The 24920-nt window shown below is 45.2% G+C and carries 25 protein-coding genes and 1 riboswitch; of the genes, 14 read left to right on the forward strand and 11 right to left on the reverse strand.

Annotation, left to right across the window (positions count from 1 at the left end; all coding sequences use genetic code 11):
- From hpf to mgtE, 5 genes are all read left to right on the forward strand, one after another.
- Nucleotides 1–288 carry a ribosome hibernation promoting factor gene (gene hpf, locus L4B77_RS05210; protein ID WP_261838191.1) on the forward strand — a complete coding sequence of 96 codons (288 nt, stop codon included), beginning with the start codon at nt 1–3 and terminating at the stop codon, nt 286–288.
- Nucleotide 289: 1 nt separating this feature from the next.
- Nucleotides 290–751 (forward strand): PTS IIA-like nitrogen regulatory protein PtsN, encoded by a 462-nt coding sequence (gene ptsN, locus L4B77_RS05215; RefSeq protein WP_261838192.1) that lies wholly within the window; start codon nt 290–292, stop codon nt 749–751.
- Nucleotide 752: 1 nt separating this feature from the next.
- Nucleotides 753–1613, forward strand: a complete 861-nt coding sequence (rapZ, locus tag L4B77_RS05220; RefSeq protein WP_372092577.1) for an RNase adapter RapZ — start codon at nt 753–755, stop codon at nt 1611–1613.
- A gap of 11 nt (nt 1614–1624) precedes the next feature.
- Nucleotides 1625–1900: an HPr family phosphocarrier protein gene (locus L4B77_RS05225; protein WP_261838194.1), complete on the forward strand. Its 276-nt coding sequence runs from the start codon at nt 1625–1627 to the stop codon at nt 1898–1900.
- A gap of 148 nt (nt 1901–2048) precedes the next feature.
- Nucleotides 2049–3404 carry a magnesium transporter gene (gene mgtE / locus L4B77_RS05230; protein WP_429748933.1) on the forward strand — a complete coding sequence of 452 codons (1356 nt, stop codon included), beginning with the start codon at nt 2049–2051 and terminating at the stop codon, nt 3402–3404.
- Nucleotides 3405–3501: 97 nt separating this feature from the next.
- On the opposite strand, the gene pmbA is transcribed toward mgtE, so the two are convergent.
- A complete protein-coding gene (gene pmbA / locus L4B77_RS05235; RefSeq protein WP_261838196.1) occupies nt 3502–4845 on the reverse strand; it encodes a metalloprotease PmbA in 1344 nt (447 codons plus the stop codon).
- A gap of 118 nt (nt 4846–4963) precedes the next feature.
- Between pmbA and yjgA the strand changes: the two genes are divergently transcribed.
- Nucleotides 4964–5488: a ribosome biogenesis factor YjgA gene (gene yjgA, locus L4B77_RS05240; RefSeq protein ID WP_261838197.1), complete on the forward strand. Its 525-nt coding sequence runs from the start codon at nt 4964–4966 to the stop codon at nt 5486–5488.
- Between the two features lie 125 nt (nt 5489–5613).
- Here yjgA and thiQ read toward each other — a convergent pair whose 3' ends face one another.
- The 5 genes from thiQ to mpl form a co-directional block, all read right to left on the reverse strand.
- Nucleotides 5614–6318: a thiamine ABC transporter ATP-binding protein gene (gene thiQ / locus L4B77_RS05245; RefSeq protein WP_429748936.1), complete on the reverse strand. Its 705-nt coding sequence runs from the start codon at nt 6316–6318 to the stop codon at nt 5614–5616.
- Entirely contained in the window at nt 6318–7931 is a 1614-nt protein-coding gene (thiP, locus tag L4B77_RS05250; RefSeq protein WP_261838198.1) for a thiamine/thiamine pyrophosphate ABC transporter permease ThiP, read from the reverse strand. The genes thiQ and thiP overlap by 1 nt, the downstream gene beginning before the upstream one ends.
- Before the next feature lie 119 nt (nt 7932–8050).
- Nucleotides 8051–9043 carry a thiamine ABC transporter substrate binding subunit gene (gene thiB / locus L4B77_RS05255; protein ID WP_429748938.1) on the reverse strand — a complete coding sequence of 331 codons (993 nt, stop codon included), beginning with the start codon at nt 9041–9043 and terminating at the stop codon, nt 8051–8053.
- A gap of 53 nt (nt 9044–9096) precedes the next feature.
- A riboswitch (TPP riboswitch) is annotated at nt 9097–9216 on the reverse strand.
- Nucleotides 9217–9259: 43 nt separating this feature from the next.
- Entirely contained in the window at nt 9260–9883 is a 624-nt protein-coding gene (locus L4B77_RS05260; protein WP_261838200.1) for a flavin prenyltransferase UbiX, read from the reverse strand.
- 37 nt (nt 9884–9920) lie between these two features.
- A complete protein-coding gene (gene mpl, locus L4B77_RS05265) occupies nt 9921–11279 on the reverse strand; it encodes a UDP-N-acetylmuramate:L-alanyl-gamma-D-glutamyl-meso-diaminopimelate ligase (RefSeq protein WP_429748941.1) in 1359 nt (452 codons plus the stop codon).
- A gap of 271 nt (nt 11280–11550) precedes the next feature.
- On the opposite strand from mpl, the gene fbp reads away from it, so the two are divergent.
- A complete protein-coding gene (fbp, locus tag L4B77_RS05270) occupies nt 11551–12561 on the forward strand; it encodes a class 1 fructose-bisphosphatase (RefSeq protein ID WP_429748943.1) in 1011 nt (336 codons plus the stop codon).
- Between the two features lie 98 nt (nt 12562–12659).
- Here fbp and L4B77_RS05275 read toward each other — a convergent pair whose 3' ends face one another.
- From L4B77_RS05275 to tamA, 4 genes are all read right to left on the reverse strand, one after another.
- Entirely contained in the window at nt 12660–13016 is a 357-nt protein-coding gene (locus tag L4B77_RS05275) for a DUF2799 domain-containing protein (RefSeq protein ID WP_429748945.1), read from the reverse strand.
- A 77-nt stretch (nt 13017–13093) separates the two neighbouring features.
- Nucleotides 13094–13453 (reverse strand): gamma-glutamylcyclotransferase family protein, encoded by a 360-nt coding sequence (locus L4B77_RS05280; RefSeq protein WP_261838204.1) that lies wholly within the window; start codon nt 13451–13453, stop codon nt 13094–13096.
- A 53-nt stretch (nt 13454–13506) separates the two neighbouring features.
- The gene (gene tamB / locus L4B77_RS05285; RefSeq protein WP_429748948.1) at nt 13507–17259 is read right to left on the reverse strand and encodes an autotransporter assembly complex protein TamB; all 3753 of its coding nucleotides are present in this window, start codon (nt 17257–17259) and stop codon (nt 13507–13509) included.
- A complete protein-coding gene (gene tamA, locus L4B77_RS05290) occupies nt 17256–18968 on the reverse strand; it encodes an autotransporter assembly complex protein TamA (RefSeq protein WP_429748950.1) in 1713 nt (570 codons plus the stop codon). Before tamA ends, tamB begins: the two co-directional genes overlap by 4 nt.
- 195 nt (nt 18969–19163) lie before the next feature.
- Here tamA and msrA point away from each other — a divergent pair, with 195 nt between their 5' ends.
- The gene (msrA, locus tag L4B77_RS05295) at nt 19164–19793 is read left to right on the forward strand and encodes a peptide-methionine (S)-S-oxide reductase MsrA (protein WP_429748952.1); all 630 of its coding nucleotides are present in this window, start codon (nt 19164–19166) and stop codon (nt 19791–19793) included.
- 108 nt (nt 19794–19901) lie between these two features.
- On the opposite strand, the gene L4B77_RS05300 is transcribed toward msrA, so the two are convergent.
- Nucleotides 19902–20102, reverse strand: coding sequence for a DUF1107 family protein (locus L4B77_RS05300; RefSeq protein WP_429748954.1), 201 nt, complete (start codon nt 20100–20102; stop codon nt 19902–19904).
- A gap of 252 nt (nt 20103–20354) precedes the next feature.
- Here L4B77_RS05300 and L4B77_RS05305 point away from each other — a divergent pair, with 252 nt between their 5' ends.
- The 6 genes from L4B77_RS05305 to L4B77_RS05330 all read left to right on the forward strand — a co-directional run bounded on the left by L4B77_RS05305 (nt 20355) and on the right by L4B77_RS05330 (nt 24600).
- Nucleotides 20355–20906, forward strand: coding sequence for a YtfJ family protein (locus L4B77_RS05305; RefSeq protein WP_372040596.1), 552 nt, complete (start codon nt 20355–20357; stop codon nt 20904–20906).
- A 90-nt stretch (nt 20907–20996) separates the two neighbouring features.
- The gene (locus tag L4B77_RS05310) at nt 20997–21287 is read left to right on the forward strand and encodes a DUF2607 domain-containing protein (protein WP_261838209.1); all 291 of its coding nucleotides are present in this window, start codon (nt 20997–20999) and stop codon (nt 21285–21287) included.
- Between the two features lie 41 nt (nt 21288–21328).
- Complete coding sequence (gene zrgA / locus L4B77_RS05315) at nt 21329–21958, forward strand: zinc uptake protein ZrgA (protein ID WP_429748957.1); 630 nt, start codon at nt 21329–21331, stop codon at nt 21956–21958.
- A gap of 139 nt (nt 21959–22097) precedes the next feature.
- Nucleotides 22098–22814, forward strand: coding sequence for an ABC transporter ATP-binding protein (locus L4B77_RS05320; RefSeq protein WP_429748959.1), 717 nt, complete (start codon nt 22098–22100; stop codon nt 22812–22814).
- Nucleotides 22811–24070, forward strand: a complete 1260-nt coding sequence (locus L4B77_RS05325; RefSeq protein ID WP_429748961.1) for an ABC transporter permease — start codon at nt 22811–22813, stop codon at nt 24068–24070. The genes L4B77_RS05320 and L4B77_RS05325 overlap by 4 nt, the downstream gene beginning before the upstream one ends.
- A gap of 14 nt (nt 24071–24084) precedes the next feature.
- Nucleotides 24085–24600, forward strand: coding sequence for a DUF3299 domain-containing protein (locus tag L4B77_RS05330; RefSeq protein ID WP_261838213.1), 516 nt, complete (start codon nt 24085–24087; stop codon nt 24598–24600).
- The last annotated feature ends 320 nt before the right edge of the window (nt 24601–24920 follow it).

The following is a 24920-nucleotide window of genomic DNA, read 5'->3' on the forward strand; positions in this document are numbered from 1 at the left end:
ATGCAAATCAATATTCAAGGCCATCACGTTGATCTTACCGATTCAATGCAAGACTATGTTCACACGAAATTCGACAAACTTGAACGCTTTTTTGAACATATAAATAGCATTCAGGTTGTTTTAAAAGTTGAGAAAATCAATCAAATTGCAGAAGCGACCCTTCACATAAATCAAGGTGAGATTCATGCCGCAGCAACAGATGAAAATATGTATGCTGCGATTGATTCACTGGTTGACAAACTCGTCCGTCAACTCAACAAGCACAAAGAAAAACTAAGTAATCACTAACATGCAATTAAGCGAAGTACTTTCATTGGACTGCACCAAAAGTGCAGTCCAATGCACAAGCAAAAAAAGAGCCCTTGAGCTCATTAGTCAGATCGCAGCAGAAAGCTGTGGTCAAGATTCAACAGAACTGTTTGAGTGTATGTTGAGCCGCGAAAAAATGGGCACTACCGGTATTGGAAATGGTATCGCGATTCCCCATGCGCGTATGAACGTCAGTGACAAAGCCATTGCTGTGTTAATGCAATGCCAAGATCCCATTGAATTTGATGCGATTGACAATCGGCCTGTCGATCTACTCTTTGCTCTATTTGTTCCAAGTGAGCAGTGCAAGGAACACCTAAAAACCCTTTCTTGTATGGCAGAACGACTTAACAACAAACAGGTACTTAAACAATTGCGCAATGCTCAAAGTGATCAAGAGCTTTACGACATCATGGTTCAAGTACCCACTGGCGAGCAATAACATGCGACTAATCGTGGTTAGTGGCCAATCAGGGGCTGGAAAAAGTGTAGCGCTAAGAGTCCTTGAAGACTTGGGGTATTATTGCGTTGATAACCTACCCGTCAACCTATTAAACGACTTTGTAGAATCAGTAAATGAGAGCAATCAAAACGTTGCCGTTAGCATTGATATCCGCAACCTGCCGAAAGATCCTCAGTTGGTCTCCGAAACACTAGAACAGCTTGAATCTGTCCACGGCATTAACATGAACGTGCTGTTTCTCGATGCAAGCAAGCAGACCCTACTCAAGCGCTATAGCGAAACACGCCGAATTCACCCTCTGTCTATTGGCCAAGACAAGCTCTCTCTTGAACAAGCGATTGATATTGAAAAGACGCTCTTGGCACCTCTTGCAGAGCAAGCTTGCATTGTTATTGACAGTAGTGACTGCAACCTCTACGAATTGAGCGAAAAGGTTCGATTTAAAGTGGAAGGTAAAGAGAAGCAAGAGCTGATTATTGTCTTTCAATCTTTCGGCTTTAAATATGGCCTGCCAAGTGATGCTGACTACGTATTTGATGTTCGCTTTTTGCCTAACCCTCACTGGGAACCTTCTCTACGCCCATTAACGGGCCTTGATGCTCCCATCCATTCATTTTTAGAGAAGCACCCTGAAGTTCTTGAACTCAAACAACAGATCCAAAGCTTTATTGAGCATTGGCTGCCTATGTTAGAAAAAAATAATCGTAGCTATTTAACCGTTGCGATTGGCTGTACTGGCGGTAAGCACCGTTCAGTATACCTTACTCAAAAAATAGGTGATCACTTCGAACAACTTGGCCATCAAGTTCAAATCCGACATGCCTCATTAGAGAAAAATTAGCAGGGCTCGCCATGGAATTAACTCGTACTGTACTGATCCAAAACCGTTTAGGTCTTCACGCGAGAGCGGCCGTCAAATTGGTTGAGCTTGCACAAAGCTATGATGCCACTATCACCATCCATAGCGAAGAAGATAAAGTCGCGACCGCAGATAGCGTTATGGGGCTACTGATGCTGGAATCAGCACAAGGGCAACACATCACCATTCAAGCAGCAGGCAGTGACTCACAACAAGCACTGGATGCCGTCTGCCATCTTATTGAAGATAAGTTTGATGAGGGTGAGTAGCAAAAACGCTTCACTCACAACACCTAAAACTCAAACAACGAACTAACCAATATTAAATCTTAGTTCTATCTAAGTTTATGATTTAAATAAGACCCAGAATTAAGTTACTATTCCACGCATTGTTAGAATAATGAGATAGGAGGAAAATATGGCAGAGCAATTAGAATTCGACCAAGCTCACCAAACCCTCCAAGAAGTCAGCGAAGCCCTAGAAAACGGCCGATTTGTTCACGTACGCCGACAACTTCAGGACATGGAACCTGAGGATATTGCACACCTTTTAGAAGCCTCCCCTCGCAAAAGTCGTGACGTACTCTGGCAACTCACCGATCCTGAAGACTACGGTGAAATTCTTGATGAACTAAACGAAGACGTCAAAGATGCTCTTGTGTCGAAAATGGCACCGGAGACCTTAGCTGAAGCAACCGAAGGCATGGACACCGATGACGTCGCGTACGTACTTCGAAGCCTACCTGACGATGTTTCTCGCGAAGTCCTTTCTCAAATGGACTCCGTCGATCGTGCATTAGTTGAAACTGCCCTATCGTACCCAGAAGATTCAGCGGGTGCGCTGATGAACACCGATGTGATCACCATTCGTGGTGATGTCGATGTCGACGTTGTATTGCGCTACATGCGTATGCGTGGCGAACTGCCCGATGCAACCGATGCTCTGTATGTTATTGATGAAGAAGAACGTCTTATCGGTAACCTCTCGCTTACGACACTGGTAACGACTCAGCCTGATGTGGCGGTTTCCGAAGTGATGGAGGATGCCGACGAAGCAATTGCGGTTGAAACCAGCGCTTCTGACATTGCAAGCCTGTTCGAACGTCGTAATTGGGTTTCAGCGCCAGTTGTCGATAGCAATCAACACCTTGTTGGTCGTATCACTATCGATGACGTGGTTGATGTTATCCGTGAAGATGCCGAGCACTCAATGATGAGTATGGCGGGTATGGACGATGACGAAGATACCTTCGCCCCCGTCGTCAAATCCGCTCGCCGTCGCAGTGTGTGGCTTGGTGCTAACGTACTCGCGGCCCTTGCTGCGGCATCAGTATCGAATATGTTTGAAGCAACGCTCGACCAAATGGCCGCGATTGCGGTACTGATGACCATTGTACCGTCAATGGGTGGTGTCGCCGGCAACCAAACCGTTGCTCTGGTCATTCGTGGTTTGGCACTCGGTCATATCGGTGACAGTAACAAACGCGAACTACTACTCAAAGAGGCGGCCATCGGCTTCCTAAATGGCGTTCTCTGGGCCGTTATCATTGGTGGTATCGTGGTCGCTTGGAAAGGCAACTGGATACTGGGAGGCATCATCTCCGCAGCGATGATGACCAATTTGATTGTCGCAGGTATTGCCGGGGTCACTATCCCTGTGATGCTGAAGAAGATGAATATCGATCCAGCCCTTGCTGGCGGTATGGCACTGACCACAGTAACCGATGTAATTGGCCTATCGGTGTTCTTAGGCTTAGCCACCATACTTATCTAGCTTGATTACCGACCCAGTTAATACAGAAAGGGAGCCATCGGCTCCCTTTTTAATGCATCAGATTTAAGCTTCAGGCTCATGTTTAAACTGAAGCAAATTACTCACCCGCGACTTTCATCGACTCAAGCAGGATAGAACCGGTTTGAATTTGCGAACGTGTTTCAACGTCGTTGCCAACCGCAACAATCTGAGTAAACATCTCTTTTAGGTTACCTGCGATTGTGACTTCTGATACTGGGTATTGGATCTCTCCGTTCTCGACCCAGAAACCCGCTGCGCCACGAGAGTAATCACCCGTTACAGTATTAACGCCTTGGCCCATCACTTCAGTCACTAGGAAACCCGTACCCAACTCTTTTAGCATCTGCTCAAAATTTTGGCCGGTCGATTTAACGAACCAGTTATGAATACCACCCGCATGGCCTGTTGGTGTCATGTCCATTTTACGTGCTGCGTAACTCGTCAGTAGATAAGTCGCCAGAACACCATCAGTGATGATTTCACGATCTTGAGTGAACACACCTTCGCTATCAAATGGGCTTGAAGCCAAACCACGTAAGATATGTGGTCGCTCAGAAATGTTAAACCAGTCAGGTAAAATTTTCTGACCGAGATGATCCAATAAGAACGATGATTTACGGTAAAGATTACCGCCACTGATCGCCATCACAAGGTGGCCAATCAAGCCAGTAGCAACATCGTTAGCAAACATAATTGGGTATTGGCCTGTTGGTAGCTTTTTCGCATCCAAACGGCTAATGGTCTTTTCTGCTGCTTCTTGACCTACGCGCTCAGGCGTCCATAACTCATCACGGTGACGTGCAACGGTGTAGCTGTAGTCTCGTTCCATTTCACCGTTAGCGCCTTGTCCAATTACACAGCAGCTCGTGCTATGACGGCTTGAAGCGTAGCTTGCTAGTAAGCCATGGCTGTTACCATAAACCTTAACGCCATAGTGGCTGTCGTAGCTTGCGCCATCACTCTGTTTGATCTTATCGCTATAAGCTAACGCTTGCTTCTCAGCAGCAATCGCAATCTCCGCGGCATAGTCAGGGTTTGGTTCATCAGGGTGGAAAAGATCCAAGTCTGGAATGTCTTTTACCATGTATTCTTTTGCTGCAGGACCGGCGAATGGGTCTTCAGAAGTGTACTGCGCGATATCAAGCGCAGCCGCGACGGTTTGAGCAATCGCCTTTTCACTCAGATCAGATGTAGATGCGCTGCCTTTTTTCTGGCCGCGATAAACAGTAATACCTAGCGCACCATCACTATTAAATTCAACGTTTTCCACTTCACACATACGTGTTGAAACACTTAAACCCGTTGACTTAGTAATCGCGACCTCAGCGGCGTCAGCACTCACTGATGCCATATCCAACGCTTTAGCTACTGCGGCTTCTAGCTCAACTCTTTGCTGGGCGACTTGCTGTTTTACATCCATATCTATTCTAATTTTTTAGGTCAATATTGCGTAGGATAACAAGAATTTCGCTTTCTCCCCAAGATTCTTGCTAAAATAGGCAATATATTCGTTTGAGATAGTGACATAGGCAGAAAAGATGGCTCGCAAAAACCAAAAAGCCCCATGGGAACCAGAAGAAGAAATCATCTGGGTAAGTAAGACAGAAATGAAAACGGACATGGATGCCCTGCAAAAGCTGGGAGAAGAGCTTGTTGGTCTTAAGCCTTCGGTATTAGACAAATTTCCGCTGTCTGAAGATTTGGCACAAGCGATTAAAGATGCACAACGCTTTAAAAATGAAGCAAAGCGCCGTCAACTTCAATACATTGGTAAAGTAATGCGTAATGTCGATCCAGAGCCTATTCAAGCGGCTTTGGATAAGATTCGTAACAAGCACTCACAAGCAACCGCCGAGCTACATAAGCTTGAGCAACTGCGTGATCGTGTTGTTGCAGAAGGTGATGCGGCTATTTCAGAAGTCATGGAAATGTACCCTGAAGCAGACCGTCAGCGTCTTCGTCAGCTGGCTCGCCAAGCTAACAAAGAAAAATCCGCGAACAAGCCTGCGAAGTCTTCTCGTGAGATCTTCCAAATCTTAAAAGAGCTAAAGCTAGAAGACTGATCGTTATCTCGCTTTACTCATAGAGTGAATAAAAGACCTAGCATGCGCTAGGTCTTTTTGTTTTTGACGCACTCGATATCAAGAAGCACTCAATATCAATAAGTACTCACAAGAGTGCTAAATCGTCACTCACCCGCTTTAATAAATGAGCTTAACTCAGGCTGCGGATGATCCGCCGTCAGTGCCTCTATCGAGTCTTCAACCAACACCTTACCTAGCGCCACAAACACAAACTTATTCGCGATACTGCGTGCGTCACCTAAATGGTGAGTCACCATCAAAACCGTAATATTCCGCTCTGCTGCTAATCGTTTTACTAAGCTAAGCATCTCTTCACGCAGCAAAGGATCAAGCGCAGAGAAAGGTTCATCAAGCAGCCAAATATCATGAGGTTGGACAAAACAACGCGCTAACGCGACACGCTGTCGTTGACCGCCGGATAAGTGCTCTGGCAATCTATCCAAATACTCAGCGACGCCAACTTGCGCAGCAGCTTGTTCCACAGCTTGCTTTTGGGTTACGCTAAGCTTCAAACCTGGATGCAACCCTAAGCCAATATTTTCACGCACAGTCAGATGAGCAAACAGGTTGTGTTCTTGAAACAACATCGCCAACGGGCGTTGGTGTGCCTCTTTACCAATAAGCGATTGCCCAGCCACTGAAATCTCTCCTGATGTAGGCTCGATGAATCCAGCAACTAACGCTAACAGTGTGGATTTACCAGCACCACTCGGTCCCATCAGTGCCACAATATCGCCCTGCTCCGCTTGAAAATCAAAGTGAAACAACTCTCGGTGATAGTGGTAATCCACCGCTTTCATTACTAACATCATCGGTTCCTCAACTCTTTAGCATCGAGCTTAGATCTTCGAGTAAATAAAAATTCAATCAGGCTAAAGCTGCCGACACTCAGTAACAGTAAGCTCACCGAAACGACCGCCGCCGCTTCCATTTGATAGCTGCCTAACAATTGGAATAGGTACAAAGGCAGAGTTCTAAAATCTTGGCTACCAAACAAAGCAATCGCGCTTAGGTCACCCATCGCTAGCATAAAGCTAATAGAGAAAGCTTGCGCCATCGGCTTACGCAATGCCCGCCACTCGACTAGCCTAAAACGCGTAAAACCTGCCATTCCTAAGCTTGCGCACACATACTGGTACTGCTGAGATAAATGCAGCATAGGTTGAGCTAAGGTTTTAATGACATAAGGCAGCGCCATTAAGCTGTTAACGGCAATCACAATAAAGAAAGCCAAGCTAAAAACATCGGTGAATGAACGCAGCAATAAGAAGATACCCGTACTGATCACCAGCCCCGGAGTCACTAAGATAATAGTGCCAATCAACTCAATTTTATCGGCTTTAAAATTCTGATTCTGTAAGCGCCATGCTCGACTGGTCAGCAGTATCGCAATCCCAATACCAACCGCGATAACACTCGCCAAGGACGCGACTTTAACTGAGGTCATTAACGCTGCCCAAAACGGCTCGCTGCTGAGTACAGTCAGTGCTTGCGAATTAATACCACTGACGATAACCATGGCTAATGGCGGCAATACCAGCATTGAGACTAGGATGATCCAAAAGCCATCCCAAGCTTTTGACCACCCGCTGTCCTTAACCAAATATTTCTCTTCCGACAATTGACTGGCCGTTACTGAAATAGGTTTCGATAGCCGTTGAATGCTCACCGCGAGTACACCACACAGCAGCATTTGCCATATCGCGAGCAAAGCACCAGCCTGTAGGTCAAAGTCGAATTTAATCGCCTGATAAATGGCCAGTTCGATGGTGGTTGATTTCGGACCGCCACCGAGTGCCATCACGGTAGCAAAGCTGGTAAAGCACAGCATGAAGACTAAGCCACACACATGAGGCAGTTGTTGTCTTAAACGAGGCCATTCGACCCACCTGAATTTATTCCAGTGACTCATACCCAAATGAGCACACAGCTTATGTTGCTCGGCAGGTACGCTATCTAAGGCTTGTAAAAGTAAGCGACTGGCATAGGGCAGGTTAAAGAAGACATGTGCGAGCAAAATGCCAGTCAATCCATAAATCGAGAATGGCAGTTCAATATCGAAGTTCGCCAAAAATTTAGCTAGCCAACCACTATTGCCATAAATGGCAAGCAAACCAAACACACCGACTAACACCGGCAGGACTAAGGTCGAGGCGAACAGCCTTAACAACAAAGCACGTCCCCAAAATTGCCTGCGACACAACGCATGAGCAATAGGTATAGCAAAGCCAACGCTCAGCACTGTTGAGAGTGTCGCTTGATAAAAGCTGAATTTCGTTACATGCCAATAGTAAGGGTCTGACCATACTTGGCTGATATCAAGAGAAGGGGCATTGCTAAGCAATGCCCCAACTGCTGAAACCACGAAGGCGGTAATGAGTAGTGCAACCCATACCCCAACCTTAGGTGTTTTCTTTATCATAAATTGATTTTTTACCGTAAATGGTCCACTCAGTGAATATCGAATGAACCTTTAAATACAGAAGTCAGAAAGCTGAGTTTTTTAATGTCAGTCAAAAAGCTCATTGTTTAAATAGTCAGTTAAAAAGTCAGTGCACTCTGCCATTCACGAATCCAAGGCTTACGCTTAGCGGCAATTTCTTCAGACGTAAAGCTTAACGCTTTCTGCGGTACCGTTAGTTGTTCAAACCCTTTTGGCAAATCAATGTTGGTGACTGGGTACATCCAGTTACCTGTTGGTATCGCCGATTGAAACTCGTCACTTAAGATAAACGCCATAAACTCATCGGCAAGCTTTTCATTCTTGCTACCTTTGACCTTAGCTGCAACTTCCACTTGCATGTAATGACCTTCTTCAAAGTTAGCGGCGGCGTACTTAGTGTCACCTTCTGCAATGATGTGGTAAGCAGGAGATGTTGTGTAAGACAATACTAAGTCCGACTCACCCTTTAAGAACATAGAGTAAGCTTCAGACCAACCTTTCGTCACCGTCACTGTTTTCTGCGCCAGCTTTTTCCACGCGGCAGGCGCCTGCTCACCGTATACCGACTTCATCCATAACATCATGCCTTGGCCCGGCGTTGAAGTTCGAGGATCTTGGTAAATAACCTTGAGGTCATCCCGCTGCTCAACCAGTTCTTTCAAGCTCTTAGGTGGGTTTGCTAATTTCTCTTTGTTATAGATAAACGCAAAGTAGCCAAAGTCGTAAGGGACAAAAGTGCTATCGTTCCAACCATTAGGAAGTGTCACTGAAGACGTATCAACATTATGCTCAGCCAATAAGCCCGTCGCTTTCGCTTCCGCCATCAGATTGTTATCCAAACCTAAAACGATATCTGCTTTGCTATTACCGCCTTCAAGGCGCAAGCGGTTGAGAATCGACACACCATCTTCTAGTGCGACAAAATTCACATCACAGCCACACTTTTCTTCGAATGCTTTTTCAATGACTGGACGAGGGCCCCAATCGGCTGCAAAAGAGTCATAGGTGTACACGGTTAAGGTGTTATCTGCGGCAAAGGCAGAAAAAGAGATGGCTGTAGTAACAGCAAGAGTTGTTAATGTGAATTTCACTGGACGCTCTCCATGGTCTGAGCGGCACAGGTTTGAGGGAGGAGAACGGTAGAGGTTGTTCCTAACTCAATTCCTACGCCAGCATTATCTGGTTCAGGTTTACGGGTCCCAAGCGCTTGCTTGATCTCAGCTCGCATTCATTATTTGAATGGTCTGCTCCCCGATGAGTGTTCAGAATTGTAATTCGATTTTTAACAATAAGCTATCAAGTTTAGATCAAAGACGTTGATCGTACCCCCAACGTGGCACTAAACCTTGTTCGATACCCAGATGATCGAGGATGCGAGCGACCATAAAATCAACCAGATCTTCGATCGACTGAGGTTGATGATAAAACCCTGGAGCCGCAGGCATAATCGTCACCCCCATCGTTGAGAGCTTATGCATATTCTCTAGATGCAGTGTCGAAAATGGCGTCTCACGAACCACCAACAACAGTTGACCTCGCTCTTTCATGACAACGTCGGCCGCTCGTTCAATCAAGTTATCCGACAAACCATGAGCAATGGAAGCCAAGCTGCCCGCAGAACATGGACAAACCACCATCTGCTTCGGTGCGGCTGAGCCAGAGGCAACGGGTGAGAACCAATCATCTTTGCCACACACCACCAGCTTTTCTGGATCGCAACTTAAATGCTTAACCAAGGCTTGTTTTGCCGCATCAGGCCCAGCAGGTAACTTAAGTTCATGCTCTGTTGCCAATACAACGCGCGCTGCAGACGATATCAATAAGTAGACTTGATAATCAGCGGCCAATAGGCATTCAAGTAAACGCAGTCCATAAGGCGCACCGGATGCGCCAGTGAAAGCGAGTGTTATCGCTTTATTGTGTTTTGTCATGTTCTCAATTACTTCAAATAATAAGGTTATGGGCCTGTTAACCTTTGAGTGCCAAGGCATCCAACAGTTTCTGATGAATACCACCAAAACCACCATTACTCATGACCAATATTTGGTCGCCCGCTTGTGCTTCTGAGGCAATTTGAGCAACAAATGCCTCCATGTCATTATTGACATGCGCAGGTTGGTGACAAGCGTCTGCGACATCTTGTACCGACCAATCAATGTTATCCGGTTGGAATAAGTAGGTAGAATCCGCTTGCTTCAACGAATCGGCCAGTGTTTCTTTGTGCACACCACGTTTCATAGTGGCAGAACGAGGCTCCAACACGGCGATGATCTTCTTAGTGTCAACCTTATTACGTAAGCCGCCGAGTGTAAGTTCAATCGCCGTTGGGTGATGAGCAAAGTCGTCATAAACAGAAACACCAGCGACTTCGCCTTTAAACTCCAAACGACGTTTTGTATTAATAAAGGTTGCCAACGATTGACAAGCGAGATCGGGAGTCACACCCACGTGTCGTGCCGCGGCAATTGCCATCAAGGCATTATTGACGTTATGGTCACCGACTAAATCCCAGTTTACCGTTCCAACACATTCATTTTGGAAGTAGACCTCAAATTGAGAGCCATCTTTAACCAGCTTCTTGGCATCCCAGTCGCCCTGAGCGCCACTCGATTCCGTTTCACTCCAGCAACCGCGAGCGAGAACATCTTGAATAGCAGTATCTTGCTTAGGTGAGAAAATGCGACCGTTGCTTGGCACAGTGCGCACCAAATGATGGAACTGTCGCTTAATCGCTTCAAGATCGTCAAAGATGTCCGCATGATCGAACTCTAGGTTATTCATCACCAAGGTTCTTGGGTGGTAATGAACGAACTTAGATCGTTTATCGAAAAAAGCACTGTCATACTCGTCGGCTTCGACCACAAAGAACATGCTTTCACCAAGACGAGCAGAGATACCAAAGTTACCTAACACACCGCCAACTAAGAAGCCTGGCGCATAGCCACAGTCTTCTAAAATCCAAGCGAGCATGCTTGATGTCGTGGTCTTGCCATGTGTGCCGGATACCGCCAGAACCCAGCGGTCATGCAGTAGAAATTCTTGCAACCACTGAGGACCAGAGGTGTATCTAAGATTATTATCCAATACATACTCAACACATGGATTACCACGACTCATCGCATTGCCAATCACCACGAGATCCGGTCTTGGCTCTAACTGGCTTGGGTCAAACCCTTCAATAATTTCAATCCCTTGAGATTCCAACAAGGTACTCATTGGAGGATAAACATTCGCGTCACTCCCCGTAACCTTGTGACCTAATTGACGAGCCAATACCGCAGCACCACCCATGAAGGTGCCACAAATTCCTAAGATATGAATATGCATATATTGTTTCCAAACGCTTGGCTCAATGAACCATGTCTAAATCAAACTACTTATGCCCATTATCATTAAATGGTGATTAAAAGCGAGTAGCAATGCAAAACAAATTGAGTCGACATAGTAAGTGAGATCTGTATCGCTTAGTTCATTACCATTAAAAAGATCTTAGCTTTAGAATTTAGGGTAAGCGTCTAGATGAATAAAGCCCACTCAAGAGGCAAATTCTACTGTGCTCAAATCCCCCCTAATATTCAGAGAAGTTTAAGGAAATAACATGTCTGAGATTCGCACCCTTGGTGAGTTCATTGTTGCAAAACAAAATGACTTTCCCCATGCAAGTGGTGATCTTTCATCCCTTTTGTCATCCATTCGTCTTGCTGCAAAAATTGTTAACCGAGAAATCAACAAGGCCGGCCTGGTCGACATTACTGGCGCTGTTGGTACAGACAACATTCAAGGTGAAGAGCAACAAAAGTTAGACCTTTACGCGAATGACAAATTTAAAGCGGCTCTAGAAGCTCGAGACCAAGTTTGTGGCGTAGCAAGTGAAGAAGAAGATGAAGCCGTTGCTTTCAATAAAGAGCTCAACAAAAATGCAAAATACGTGGTTCTAATGGACCCACTTGATGGCTCTTCAAACATTGACGTGAATGTATCGGTTGGTACCATTTTCTCAATCTATCGTCGAGTATCCCCTATTGGTACTCCCCCCACACAAGAAGATTTCCTTCAACCCGGACACAAACAAGTCGCCGCAGGCTACGTGGTTTACGGCTCTTCTACCATGATTGTCTACACAACCGGGGCCGGAGTGAATGGTTTTACCTACGACCCATCGCTGGGGACATTCTATCTATCTCATGAAAACATGATGATTCCAGATAAAGGTCAGATTTATTCGATCAACGAAGGTAACTACTTCCGCTTCCCGACAGGGGTTAAAAAATACATCAAATACTGCCAAGAGAATGAGCCTAACGATAACCGTCCTTACTCATCCCGCTATATCGGTTCGCTGGTCTCAGACTTCCACCGTAACCTTCTAAAAGGCGGTATCTATTTGTACCCAAGTACTCAAAGCCACCCTCAAGGCAAGCTACGTTTACTTTATGAGTGCAACCCAATGGCATTTATTATAGAACAGGCCGGTGGTATCGCTTCAGATGGGGCTCAACGCATTCTGGATATTAAGCCAACCGAACTGCATCAACGAGTTCCTTTCTTTGTCGGTTCAACCAGTATGGTACGAAAAGTCGAAGAACTTCTTGAGCTTTACCAAGACTAATTATCTCGCTTATTGATCGAAATGAGCGCCATTAAAAAGCCAGCATTCACATGCTGGCTTTTCGTTGTTCGTGATATCTTTTTTAGGGTAAAGCCGGGTTATCGAACACTATATTTGGATTCTGCCCCCCGCTCAAAGTGGAAGCGGAACCATTTATCGATATCATCACAGATACCAAAGTAACTCTCACCGCGACGCCCTAACGCCCTTGGATTTTGAGAGCAATACTGAGCTTTTCCCACTTCATAGCCTTGACCATAAGCAGCATACAAGTTTGCATCAATGGATGGTGTAGACGCCGCTTCAGCCAGGCTGGCTTCCGTTTGTTTGGTTTTGCCTTTCAACGCAGTTTCTTCACCAAAAGTCTGCCAATCCATGGTATTAGATGATGTTGGGGGTGGAGTTTGCGCACAACCAAATAGCATTACTGATAATACTACTAGTAGATATCTCATAATTTCCTCCTAATGAAAATATGATTAGCCCATGTCGAGACTGTTCACTAATACGTCAGAATGCTCCCAGTAGTTCATCAACTAAAGCGGTTGTTTGACTTACACCAGTCACCTGAAAGTATTGGTTCATTCCTTGTGAGATCACGCTGATATAAATATACCCACGCTACTCCAAATATAGTCTCGATTTGCTCACGACGATACTCAACCGGAACTTCTTCTAACCGATCGAGTAATGCCAAAACGTCGTCGTTAATGAGATAGACCTCGCCAACGATACTTTTATTTCCAGAAATCATCGCCGGATATGCACCTAAATCAAAAAGCGCATAACTTTCTGGCGTGTTAAACGTGCCTAAATACTCAGACTGTTCCAAATAGTGATGGTTAGATTGCGCTTTTCTCAATGTTCCATAGACGAAAACAAGATGCTGCATAAATACTCCATAAGCCTTTCGATTTGCATGCCAACGAATGGATGCCAATACCTCTACTCGAATTCAAATTGATAAAGAAGGTCAACGGCACTGTCTAAGCCCGATACCGCTTCAACGTAAAGGTCCTGCATCAATCGATAACGCACCGTAAACTCCCCTAACGAGTTAAAGATACCCACACCATACTTGACCTGTAAGCCTGGAAGAATATAACCACTCACCGTCACTTGAGAGTCATCCCCCGAGCCTGCTGTATCCAGTTGTAAGTCCTGTACACCAAATGCTTCACCGATTTCACCAACCACCTTACCGCTCTTCGCTAAGCTTAAGCCAATTAAAGTCGTTGTCATCGCGTTCCCTGACTCTCCATCGATATCTTGACCACGCAAAAGATAAGATAGCGCGTTCGCTTGTGGCATGGCGGGCTCAGAATAAATCTCGATGTTCGGTTCTGTCGCCGGGCCTGTCACCCGAATCCCAGCAGTCACATCATCTTGAGTATTATCTGGGTTGCGTATCGCACTGATTGCTACGTAGGGCTGATCCGGAGGTCCATTCATTAAAATCTTACCCTTTTCGATCAACAGATCTTGTCCAAATGATCGATAAGTACCGTTGACGATGTTCACTTCACCCGTGATAAATGGGCCTTGATCTTTTTGAGCGACATTCAGCTTACCGACTAAGCCCCCCTTGAGGCCAAAAGCAGAAAGTTTAACGTCATTACCAGTCAAAAGATTAATATTGGTCACCACATCAAATGGCATCGTATCTTCGTTTGCTGGCTTAAGATCTTTATTCAAGATGACTTGATCAGAAGAAACACCCACCGCAGAAGGCGGTAAGTCTTCGACAACAATTCGCCCCCAAGGTAAAGCAATATCACCCGTAATTTTCGCAAGGCCCGGAGTGACATCAATAGTCATATCAGGAACGACCTTGACCTTAACCATAGGGGGAATATCAACCATCAACCCATCAGCAAAAACTCTAACATTGGAGTGCCATGCTTGAAGGTCTTGCCAATCCCCTCCACCTTCGATATCGAGGTGACCATCAGGCGTCTCAATATTGGCATCCAGCTTTGCACGATAGCCGTCAAAGTCGAGGTCAATCCGGCCATCTTCAATATCAACGGGTGTGAAATCACCATGAACCTGAATCTCATCAACGGCAAATTGACCAAAGACTTGAGGGTGCATCAAAGAACCTTTCACTTTGAGATCGCTCTCAAGAACCGCTTTCAACCGACTATATTCGCCGAGAATAGGCTGTAAGAAATCCAAATGAAATGCCGTCAATTTAATTGCCGCATCGAGCTGTTTGTCTTCAACACGAATATCCGGTAACGACACCACTCCTGATAAATCACCATTATCAGACACATCCAGGTTAAAGTCGGCTTTCAACTGGTTGTCTTTTAATTGAGCATTCAATACAACGCTGTCCCAACCGAGCGTGATCGTCTCTCCGATTTGTTGAGTAACCTGACCTTTTGGCATATCAACACTTACGGTTACCTCTGGTTGCTGTTGTTGCGACCATTTGGCATGGGCCGTGGCATTGACGAAACCTTGCAGTTGCGTCTCTTTAGGTAAAAAGGCTTTAATCTGCTCGAAGTCGAATTGTTTAATCGTCAACTTCACCTCACCTGACTGACCAACATGAACATCTTCATCCAAACACACGCGCGAATTAGACTGTTTCCAACAATGTGCTTGTACATCGGCAAACTGCTTGTCGACATCAGCCTTAATCGCGACGGGTTGCTCTAATACCCAAGGTCCCTGCTCTGTGGTGATTTTGACTCGATCTAATGAGCCATTCCAAATAAGAGACGGTTTTTGAATCAGCTCACCAGAGACCGCCAAACTTGCAGACACAATGTCCGATACGACGTCCAGTGCCACGGTGTGTTGTTTCTCGCCCCCACTCACCGTTAAGTCGATGCTTTCTACACTTTGGTCTTGATAAGTTAAGTGCTTGGCTTTTAATTCGAGATCGGCCAGAGGGTGCGGCAGTGGCACAAAAGAACCATTAAGCGACAGCGAATCAAGTGTCGCTTCGTTCTTCCAATCAACCTGATTAACATTTAAAGACAGATTGACTTCCGGCTCTTGTGTGGGGCCGCTCAATTGAATGTTCCCCATCACTTTGCCTTTCAGATCAGGGATACTTTTGGCGAGTTCAGGGAAATGAACAGCAATCCCCATATTCCATTGCTTATCAAGTTGCCCCTGCGCCGTAATCGAGTTCACACCATGAGCTATGCGCAAACCACTGGTTTTCAGTTTCGGTTCACCACTCGCATTGCGATCCGATGCCGACAACTGCCCTTCAATGTCCAGTGGGTATTCTCGCAAGATCCCTTCAATATCGAGTTTAGGCAACTCAACCGCCCATCCTCCAGCTTCCGTCAGTTCGCCCGAAGTCACAATGCTTCCACTCATTCTACCTTCGGCTTCAGGCCACTGTATCCCTGGTTGAATGTCGTGTAATGTCACCTTGGCTTGCCAGTGAACTAATGTCTTCCAATTGGCTTTGACCACACCATTTAGCTCTCCTCCCAAAGTCTTCAGGTTAAGGCGCTCAAGATCAATATTCTCCTTTGAACCTTTGCCTTGTAGGTCGATGGCGAGAGCCGGAATATCCTTACCATCCGCTTCGCCTTTAAGCTGCACATTAAAACCATCTAACGTTCCATCGGCTTTGAGTTTCTCAATCGCCGCTTGGTAATCACTTTTACCGGTAAGAGGCCACTGCGCTTGGCCACCTTCTAAAAGGAGGTCAAATGGCAGTGTCGGTTCTAAAGGTTGAATATCACCCGAAATTTTTGCCTCAATCAATTCAGAAAGTTGAGAATCAAGGCTCAGCTTAGCCACGCTGCCGTGCGCGTTCAGCGATAATTTCTGGCCAGCAAGATCCGTTTCTTTGACTAATGCATCTAAAGAAAGATCTAGTGGGTAGCCCCCTTTGAGCTCAACCTTCGTCGCTAGGTTCGCGTTTATTTGTGGCATATCGAGTTCAAGCATTGACACATCCACCGTATGTTTACCCGCGCGCCCCTCAAGCCCAAGGTGGTTCACAACAATGGGGGTTTCTTGCTCTAAGGTAAAACGGTTGAGATCAAATCGCTCTAACACGACCTGTAAAGGTATCCAGACTTCAGGCAATTCGATCGCTGTTTTAGTGGCGGTCTCAGGCTCCACCGTTTCTGCTTGTGGTTCTTCTGTCGATTCAGCAAGCTTAACCTTGAGGTCATTGAATAAGGTGGGTGATACCGTCAGCTTTTCACCCTGCATGCTCAAAGCGGTAGAAAACAGACCCCACTCAATTTTATTCCCCAAAATATTCAGCTTAATATCAGACAAGGCAATACGATTAATCACAATCGGTAGCGGAATTTTAACCGAGGTTACCGGCGGAGTGGGTTCGGTGTCTTCAGAAGAGGCTGGTGGCTGTTTCGTTAAGGTAAAGTCGAGCCCTTGAATGGCGAAGCGGTCAACACATAGCTTAGGGTCAAGCAGGCAACGAGGGTTAATAGCCAAGGCCAATTTTTCAACCTTAGTATCGATATGCAGGCTGTCATCTTTGAATTGGACATTATTCAGCGTAAAGCTTGGGAACAGAGCCCCTTTAGTACTTTCAACCTTGAGTTGTGGTAATGCTTTTTCTGCGCCCCAAAGTACAGTGTTCAACCCTGGGTTGGTGAACAAAACAAAACCGATCAGGGCGATCAACAACAGCAAAATAGACGTCAATGAAATCGACGTCCACTTAATGTATTTGCCCATCACTTTGATCATAATTCTGGCCCTAAACTAAAGTGTAACCGGAACTCATCACCTTTCTCCGCATCTAGGCCCCAAGCAAAGTCTAAACTCACGGGACCGACAGGCGATGCCCAACGAACCCCAACCCCAGTACCATGCTTCCATTCCGGTGAATCATTGAATGCGTCACCCATATCATAGAAGACGGCCCCCCACCAGTTTCCTACCAAACGATATTGGTATTCAAACGAACTGGTTGCTATGTATTTTGCTCCCGTCAATGCACCACTTTGATCTCGAGGAGAGATAGACTCATACCCATAACCACGGATACTGTTATCCCCCCCGGCAAAGAACCTCAGTGAGGGCGGCAGTTTGTCAAACTCATCAGCAAAGTTTCCGCCAAACTGAAGTCGAGTTAAACCTCGGTGATTGTTACCGAGACTTCGGATCCATGACGTTTGCCCTTGAAAACGTACGACTCTAGTTTCAGACAACAAGGAGTCATCGCCGGCTTCAACCATGATGGTTTGCTTATCTCCCCACATTGGCATCGCCCCCCCACGAGTTCGAGTTCGAGAGAAAGAGATACCCGGCAACACAAATTGTGCTAAATCGTCTTGTAAACCTTGCTCATAGTTCTCGACCAAATATCGAATGGACACCGTGCGTTGCCAACCATTATCCAGACGCCAATGTCTTTCTAACGCCAGGTTTGATTCCAAGCTCTTCGTATCACGATTATCCAAGTTTTTCATGCCGTACTTGATTTGATAATAGTCATGAAGCACATCATCCAACGGAATTTTATAAGTTGCCGTAATGGTCTGCTCTGGCTTAGAAATAGATAGGCTACTATTGAAACTGTGACCTTGTTCGTTAACCCAAGGCTTCTTCCATTTGAGGGTTCCTTTAATACCAAGGTCGGTTGAAACCCCGATGCCGGTTTCGATTTGATTACGCGCCTGCGGTGCAAGACTTACCCTCATTGGAATTTCTCGACCTCCACCTAATTGGCTTAAATCAGGCTCAACAAACACAGAAGAGAACCAATCCGTATTAGATAAGTTTTGGTTATACTCGCCAACTTTAGTAATCGAATAAGGTTCGCCATCTTCAAAGGGTTTGAGTGATTGAACCTTATCATCATTGATTTGGCTTCCGGTAACCTGAGTCGCACCAAAGTGATAACGAATGCCACTGTTATAATGAAGACGAACATAAGCACGATTTAATTCGGGAGCCACCTCTAGCTTACTGAGTTCATACGCACCATCAAAATAACCTTTCGCTAATCCAAGGTTACGTATTGATGATTTCAAAGAATCATAATTTCCATGATTCAGGGTCGAACCTTTAGACAGTTGACTCTTAGCGATCAACGCTAGGAAATCAGGATCATCGCTCGCTTCACCACTCAGAACGATATCCGAAACATAGATAAGAACAGGAGCGCCAGGTTCAACGGTAACAGTAAGCTCAGTGCCATCTTCTGAAGGAAAAAAGGTGATACTCGGTTGGTAGTAACCCAACGCACTCAACGCATCTTTAATCATAGATTCCAAGCGAGATTGGAACCTTAATGAAACCGAATAGTCTTCTTCAGGGATCGCACTCAGATAAGCATCGACATTATCCTCAAGCGCGCCATCAAGCCCTTGAATATCTAGGGATGTGTCAGCATAAGCAAGTGTCGATGACAGTAGAGTGCCAATCAGAACTGGTAAAGTTTTTCTTATCATGTTTAATTGGTGAAGACGTTCTCAAAACGTTAATAAGTGAAAAGAAATAATACCGCTAAAAAGGCATTGAGTCTGTAATAAATCCGGGAATAACACGGTCTAATTTCAAGGCTTATTCAATATTGACCGACCGTTAATATGAGCTCACAGTAAATAAAAGACAGCGCGGTAAACCTATGCGAAAAGGAATATAACATGCTAAATAAACAACAACGGGTTTCTGCAGCAACCGCATTACCGGGGAATGCTGACCCAATCCAGATCACCGAACGTCATTTCGTCAATCAAACTGACCTACTGGACTCGCCAACAGGCTCTCAACAAGAAGTCCTGATCGGTATGGGGTGCTTCTGGGGAGCTGAACGTTTGTTTTGGCAATTGGATGGCGTTATTTCAACATCCGTTGGTTACGCTGGCGGGCACACAGCGAATCCCACGTATGAACAAGTATGTACAGGGCAAACCGGTCATACCGAAGTGGTTCGCGTGATTTTCGATAACGAAAAAACTTCATTAGCAACGTTGCTTGAGACCTTTTGGGAACGTCATGATCCCACTCAAGGGATGCGCCAAGGCAACGATTTAGGAACTCAATATCGCTCCGCGATCTACACCTTCAATGAAGAGCAACAGGCTATCGCTGAGCACTCTAAACTTCAATATCAACAAGCCATAACTGAATCATTAGGCAACGAGATCACCACGGAAGTTCTGCCTGCTGGAAAATATTTTTTCGCAGAAACATACCACCAGCAATACTTAGCTAAAAACCCGAATGGTTATTGCGGGTTGGGTGGAACGGGTGTCTGCTTCCCGCCACAATAAAGTGCAGCTAGCATACCAACAAGAACGACACGCATTAAAAAAGGGCTTCCATTAGAAAGCCCTTTTCGCTGTTCATCTATTTGATAAAAACCACTCAATGAACGTCAGTTACACCGGCAGTGCTGCAATTGTGCCGTTCACTTCTTTAAAAATCGTGAGCTTTTGTTTGTCAGAGACTTCAGGAAGCAACACCTTGCCTTGATCAAAGCGAAACTCTCCCACACCTTCAATCGCAAACTGGCCCTTGAACAGGACTTTAACGAAACGCGCCATCTGATGTGGGCGGTAAGTCGAAAATTTTCTTAACATAAGCAACCTCAATTCCATTTGAGTACAACAGTGATCAACCAGGCACCATCACCAAGTTCCAAGCACATACAATCGCTAAATCCGTTAGCAAACAGCGAGATAATCTATGGTTCATCTCGACATTGATGCAATATACATTCCAGCAACATATATGCAACTTGCTTTCACATCGTACGATAAAAAGTTAAAGAGGCATTTTTAAAATTTCATATTATACTTCCAGAGCAACCCCATAAGCGGAACAAAAATATAATGAAAAACAAAACTCTACTGGCTTTATTAGCCGCAGCCTCTCCACTCTTTGCTAATGCTCACAATCTATCAGTAGGGGCTCCCCTACCAGCGGTTGATGTTAGTCGCTATGGTGAAATCATCCTCAACGATGGAAAGACCGATTATCAATCTTGGTCAACCCATGATCTTTTAGGTAAAGTTCGCGTCATTCAAGCTATCGCTGGCCGCAGCAGCTCTAAAGAACTTAATGCACCATTGATGGCAGCCATTACAGCATCGAAGTTTTCAGAAGACAGCTACCAAACCACCACCATCATCAACCAAGATGATGCGATTTGGGGGACAGGGTCTTTTGTTAAATCTTCTGCCGAAAGTAGCAAAGAAGAGTTTCCATGGTCTTCTATGGTCCTAGATGAAGACGGTACCGTCGCGTCATCGTGGGCATTAAAAGAACAAAGCTCAGCGATTATCGTGCAAGACAAGCAAGGTAACCTCTTGTTTGTTAAAGAAGGTGCATTGAACGAATCAGAGGTCAGTCAAGTGATTGAGTTGATTAAAGCGAATCTTTAATCAGATATTCACGTCTTTTTCGAGACCTGACCAAAGGATATTGTTATATTATAACAATATCCTTTTTAAATTCTGTGGTTAATCATCCTCATGTGGCAAAACACACCGAACAATGTGAAACGCAAAACAGGCTTCTTGCTTGGGTTGATGCTCATGCTCAGTGTGCTAGCAGCAACACACATTGTAGATATCATCCCAGAGCACCATACTTCGCATCACTGTGAGCTATTTTCGATAAATCAGCTCATTACGCCACATTCACTTCCCCAGCTTCCAGAATTTCCTTCAGCATTTACGGTCGCAATCACAGAGTCTGTCATTCCGTTACAGCGCCTGTATTTCGCTTATTTAGCCCGTTCACCTCCTGTCAAGATCGCTTAATTACCACTATTTTTTAATTAATCTTTATTCAGGAAAAAAACATGAAACCTACTATTTTAGCCGTTGTTATCGGCATGACTGTCTCAACAAATGTGCTAGCTAACGAAGAATTCCGCTCTCACGAAGCACACGAGCACGGTAAAGTTGAAGTGAATATTGCTCAAGATGGACAAGAATTGCTTGTTGAAGTGACGGCTCCCGGTGCTGATGTCGTAGGCTTTGAGCATGATCCAAAAACTGCGGCGCAAAAGACAGTGTTTAAACAAGCTGTCGCGCAATTAAACAAGCCAGAAGAGCTCTTTGCTTTCAACAATGCAGGCTGTACGCTGAAGTTCAAGTCGGTGACGAACACCTTGGAGAGCGAGCATGATGACCATGAAGGCCATGAAGGCCATGACCACGCTGAACACGATCATGACGATCACCAGAGCCATGACCATGCAGAGCACGATCATGACGACCACGAAGGCCATAATCACTCAAAAGACGGTCACGGCGAGTTCACTGCCGAGTATCACTACCAATGCTCAGACATTGCGAAGCTGGATACCGTGAGTACTCAATGGTTCTCTCAATTCAGCAACACAAAATTAATGACTGTGAACCTGCTTACTGACAGTGCACAAATTCAAGAAGTGCTTAACGCAGAGCGTGTTAGTTTTCGATTCTAACCAGTCTTAGATTGAATTAAACGTAGATAAACAGCCAAGTTAGTGAACACTTACTTGGCTGTACAGATCGGTGTTGTCTGAGTATTGATTATGTGAATCACACTCCAGTCGCGACACCGCTTTAATTATTGGAGCGAATATGTCTTCTGACCGTTCATCACTCGTGGTCAAACTCGAAAATATCAGCTTTCGTTGGAAACCAGAATTGCCGCCAACGCTAACGATCCCTGCACTGCATATCCAAGCCCAAGAGCACCTTTTCATCAAAGGGCCTAGTGGCTGTGGAAAATCAACATTGTTAGGACTACTGACTGGAATCAACCAAGCCGAGCAAGGGGTAGTATCTATCCTTGGCCAAGATCTCACACAGCAAACTCCTCGCCAAAGAGATAAATTCAGAGCCGACCATATTGGTTATATTTTTCAACAGTTTAACCTACTTCCTTACTTGTCAGTAATCAACAACGTGACACTTCCTTGCCAGTTTTCAAAGATTCGCAAACAGCAAGTAACAGAAAGTAACCACAGCCTACAAGCCACCGCTCAAGATCTATTATTACGACTAAAACTTCCTCAATCCTTAATGGATAAACCCGTTACCGAGTTGAGTATTGGCCAACAACAACGGGTCGCGGCAGCACGAGCCTTAATCGGCCAACCCAAAATCATCATTGCTGATGAACCAACCTCCGCTTTGGATCACGACAACCGAGAAGCCTTTATTGAACTGTTGCTAGAACAAGCCAATCAAGCAGGGTCGACTCTGATCTTTGTGAGTCACGATCCAACACTAGAAAAACTGTTCACTCGAAGCATAGATTTAAAAACCCTTAACCAAGCTAAGGTCGTCGTATGAAAGTTATTACTCACTTAGCCTTAAAAAGCGTGCTCAACCGTAAAGCAACTGCCATTCTCACGATTCTCACCGTCGCGGTGTCCGTCATTCTGTTACTCGGTGTAGAACGTGTCAGAACCGAAGCCAAGAGTAGCTTTGCGAACACCATTTCAGGTACAGACCTGATCGTTGGAGGCCGCTCTGGTCAGGTAAACCTGCTGCTTTATTCAGTATTTCGAATCGGTAATGCAACCAACAACATCGACTGGAAAAGTTACGAGGAATTTAGCCAACACAAAGCCGTAAAGTGGACGATACCCATTTCATTGGGGGATTCACACAAAGGCTTCCGTGTCATGGGAACAAACCACAGCTACTTTGAAAACTATCGCTATGGAAGTAAGCAACCACTTACTTTTAAACAAGGGAAAGAGTTCAACCAATTATTTGATGTGGTAATTGGTGCCGATGTTGCAAAGAAGTTGGATTACAAGATCGGTGATCACATCATTCTGGCACACGGTATCAGTGATGTTGCCTTCAGCCGCCACGATAACCTTCCCTTTACGATTGTGGGAATACTGGCGCCCACTGGAACACCAGTAGATAAGACCGTGCATGTCTCATTGGAGGCAATAGAAGCGATTCACGTTGGCTGGGAATCCGGTGCCAACCTGGGGCACACGCCAGATGCAGAAACATTAAAAACTTTTGATTTCCAACCCAAGCAAATTACCGCAATGATGCTTGGGCTTAACTCGAAGATCCAAACCTTCGCACTGCAACGAGAAATTAATAACTATCGCAAAGAACCATTGAGTGCCATTATACCAGGCATTGCGCTGCACGAATTGTGGGGCATGATGGCCGTGGCAGAACAAGCTCTGCTGATTGTTTCAGGATTTGTTGTTGTCGCCGGTTTATTGGGCATGCTCAGCAGTCTACTCACGAGCTTACAAGAAAGACGCCGAGAGATGGCCATTCTGCGTGCGATGGGCGCGAGACCTCGTCATGTGTTTGGTTTATTGATCAGTGAAGCCAGCGCCTTGACCTTCCTTGGCATAACATTAGGTGTTGCGGTGTTGTTTGCACTGATTGCTGTGGTTGCTCCTATTGTGCAGCAAAGTTATGGTATCAACATATCACTATCAGCCATCACATCGCATGAGTGGACACTGCTTATGCTGGTACAAGTGGCCGGAATCATTATCGGCTTTATTCCCGCTTTCAGGGCTTACCGTCAGTCATTATCTGATGGTATGACGATTCGAATCTAAAATAGGAACCTATAATGCAACGCAAATTCCTACTGATACTTGGACTACTTCTGTTCCCGTTTATCAGTACTGCTCATGCAGACACCACTTCGACTGACGAGTCAGTATTAACTCTCGACTGGATTGACTTGATTCCCGAGTCAGAGCGAGCACAACTCGATTCAGTTGGCATGCCGATAGTCAACCACAATAGTATGGATAAACCCCAACAATCGACAATTGGCGCGGTTCGCCCAGAGCTGAATGGCAGCACAGTCAAGATCCCCGGTTTTGTGATTCCATTGGAAGGTGATGAGAACATGATCACTGAATTTCTTCTGGTTCCATACTTTGGCGCATGTATCCACGTTCCGCCACCGCCACCGAACCAAATCATCTATGTAAAGTTTCCCAAAGGTGCCCCAATCCAGCAACTATGGGATGTGATCTATGTCGTCGGTACACTGAAAACAGAATCCATAAGCCATGACTTGGCTCAAACAGGTTATCTTATTGAAGGGACTGCGATAGAAGAATATGATGACATGTGATGATTAAAAGGATGGCTCAAGGATGAGCTCCCTTTATTGTAAAACACACAATAAAACAACATTTAAGCAACAAGGCTATTTGTCTAAATTATACGATGTAATGAGATAAATAGGCTAGAGCAACCACATAAATAGCCAGTAACACCCCTATTCCTAGCTGTTTTTTTAGCCTATTATTATTAACCTGGCTCATAACCCCTCCTTAACAAGGTCATTTAAATTTAACATCTTATTAGCATTATCAAAAGTAAAACTTGGTTAAACTCTTCAACTTTGCATGCAAAATCTAGCCACCAATAAGATAAAGAGTTACATTTTAG

The organism is Vibrio minamisatsumaniensis, from assembly GCF_050337445.1.
Taxonomy (GTDB): domain Bacteria; phylum Pseudomonadota; class Gammaproteobacteria; order Enterobacterales; family Vibrionaceae; genus Vibrio; species Vibrio artabrorum.

Coding starts and splice junctions, on each gene's coding strand:
- tamA (WP_429748950.1), bottom strand. CDS start 18,968: ATGATAAGAAAAACTTTACCAGTTCTGATTGGCACTCTACTGTCATCG.
- tamB (WP_429748948.1), bottom strand. CDS start 17,259: ATGATCAAAGTGATGGGCAAATACATTAAGTGGACGTCGATTTCATTG.
- hpf (WP_261838191.1), top strand. CDS start 1: ATGCAAATCAATATTCAAGGCCATCACGTTGATCTTACCGATTCAATG.
- L4B77_RS05300 (WP_429748954.1), bottom strand. CDS start 20,102: ATGTTAAGAAAATTTTCGACTTACCGCCCACATCAGATGGCGCGTTTC.
- pmbA (WP_261838196.1), bottom strand. CDS start 4,845: ATGGATGTAAAACAGCAAGTCGCCCAGCAAAGAGTTGAGCTAGAAGCC.
- mgtE (WP_429748933.1), top strand. CDS start 2,049: ATGGCAGAGCAATTAGAATTCGACCAAGCTCACCAAACCCTCCAAGAA.
- ptsN (WP_261838192.1), top strand. CDS start 290: ATGCAATTAAGCGAAGTACTTTCATTGGACTGCACCAAAAGTGCAGTC.
- L4B77_RS05260 (WP_261838200.1), bottom strand. CDS start 9,883: ATGACAAAACACAATAAAGCGATAACACTCGCTTTCACTGGCGCATCC.
- L4B77_RS05330 (WP_261838213.1), top strand. CDS start 24,085: ATGCAACGCAAATTCCTACTGATACTTGGACTACTTCTGTTCCCGTTT.
- mpl (WP_429748941.1), bottom strand. CDS start 11,279: ATGCATATTCATATCTTAGGAATTTGTGGCACCTTCATGGGTGGTGCT.
- msrA (WP_429748952.1), top strand. CDS start 19,164: ATGCTAAATAAACAACAACGGGTTTCTGCAGCAACCGCATTACCGGGG.
- yjgA (WP_261838197.1), top strand. CDS start 4,964: ATGGCTCGCAAAAACCAAAAAGCCCCATGGGAACCAGAAGAAGAAATC.
- L4B77_RS05305 (WP_372040596.1), top strand. CDS start 20,355: ATGAAAAACAAAACTCTACTGGCTTTATTAGCCGCAGCCTCTCCACTC.
- rapZ (WP_372092577.1), top strand. CDS start 753: ATGCGACTAATCGTGGTTAGTGGCCAATCAGGGGCTGGAAAAAGTGTA.
- fbp (WP_429748943.1), top strand. CDS start 11,551: ATGTCTGAGATTCGCACCCTTGGTGAGTTCATTGTTGCAAAACAAAAT.
- thiQ (WP_429748936.1), bottom strand. CDS start 6,318: ATGTTAGTAATGAAAGCGGTGGATTACCACTATCACCGAGAGTTGTTT.
- thiP (WP_261838198.1), bottom strand. CDS start 7,931: ATGATAAAGAAAACACCTAAGGTTGGGGTATGGGTTGCACTACTCATT.
- L4B77_RS05320 (WP_429748959.1), top strand. CDS start 22,098: ATGTCTTCTGACCGTTCATCACTCGTGGTCAAACTCGAAAATATCAGC.
- L4B77_RS05225 (WP_261838194.1), top strand. CDS start 1,625: ATGGAATTAACTCGTACTGTACTGATCCAAAACCGTTTAGGTCTTCAC.
- zrgA (WP_429748957.1), top strand. CDS start 21,329: ATGAAACCTACTATTTTAGCCGTTGTTATCGGCATGACTGTCTCAACA.
- L4B77_RS05280 (WP_261838204.1), bottom strand. CDS start 13,453: ATGCAGCATCTTGTTTTCGTCTATGGAACATTGAGAAAAGCGCAATCT.
- L4B77_RS05275 (WP_429748945.1), bottom strand. CDS start 13,016: ATGAGATATCTACTAGTAGTATTATCAGTAATGCTATTTGGTTGTGCG.
- L4B77_RS05310 (WP_261838209.1), top strand. CDS start 20,997: ATGTGGCAAAACACACCGAACAATGTGAAACGCAAAACAGGCTTCTTG.
- L4B77_RS05325 (WP_429748961.1), top strand. CDS start 22,811: ATGAAAGTTATTACTCACTTAGCCTTAAAAAGCGTGCTCAACCGTAAA.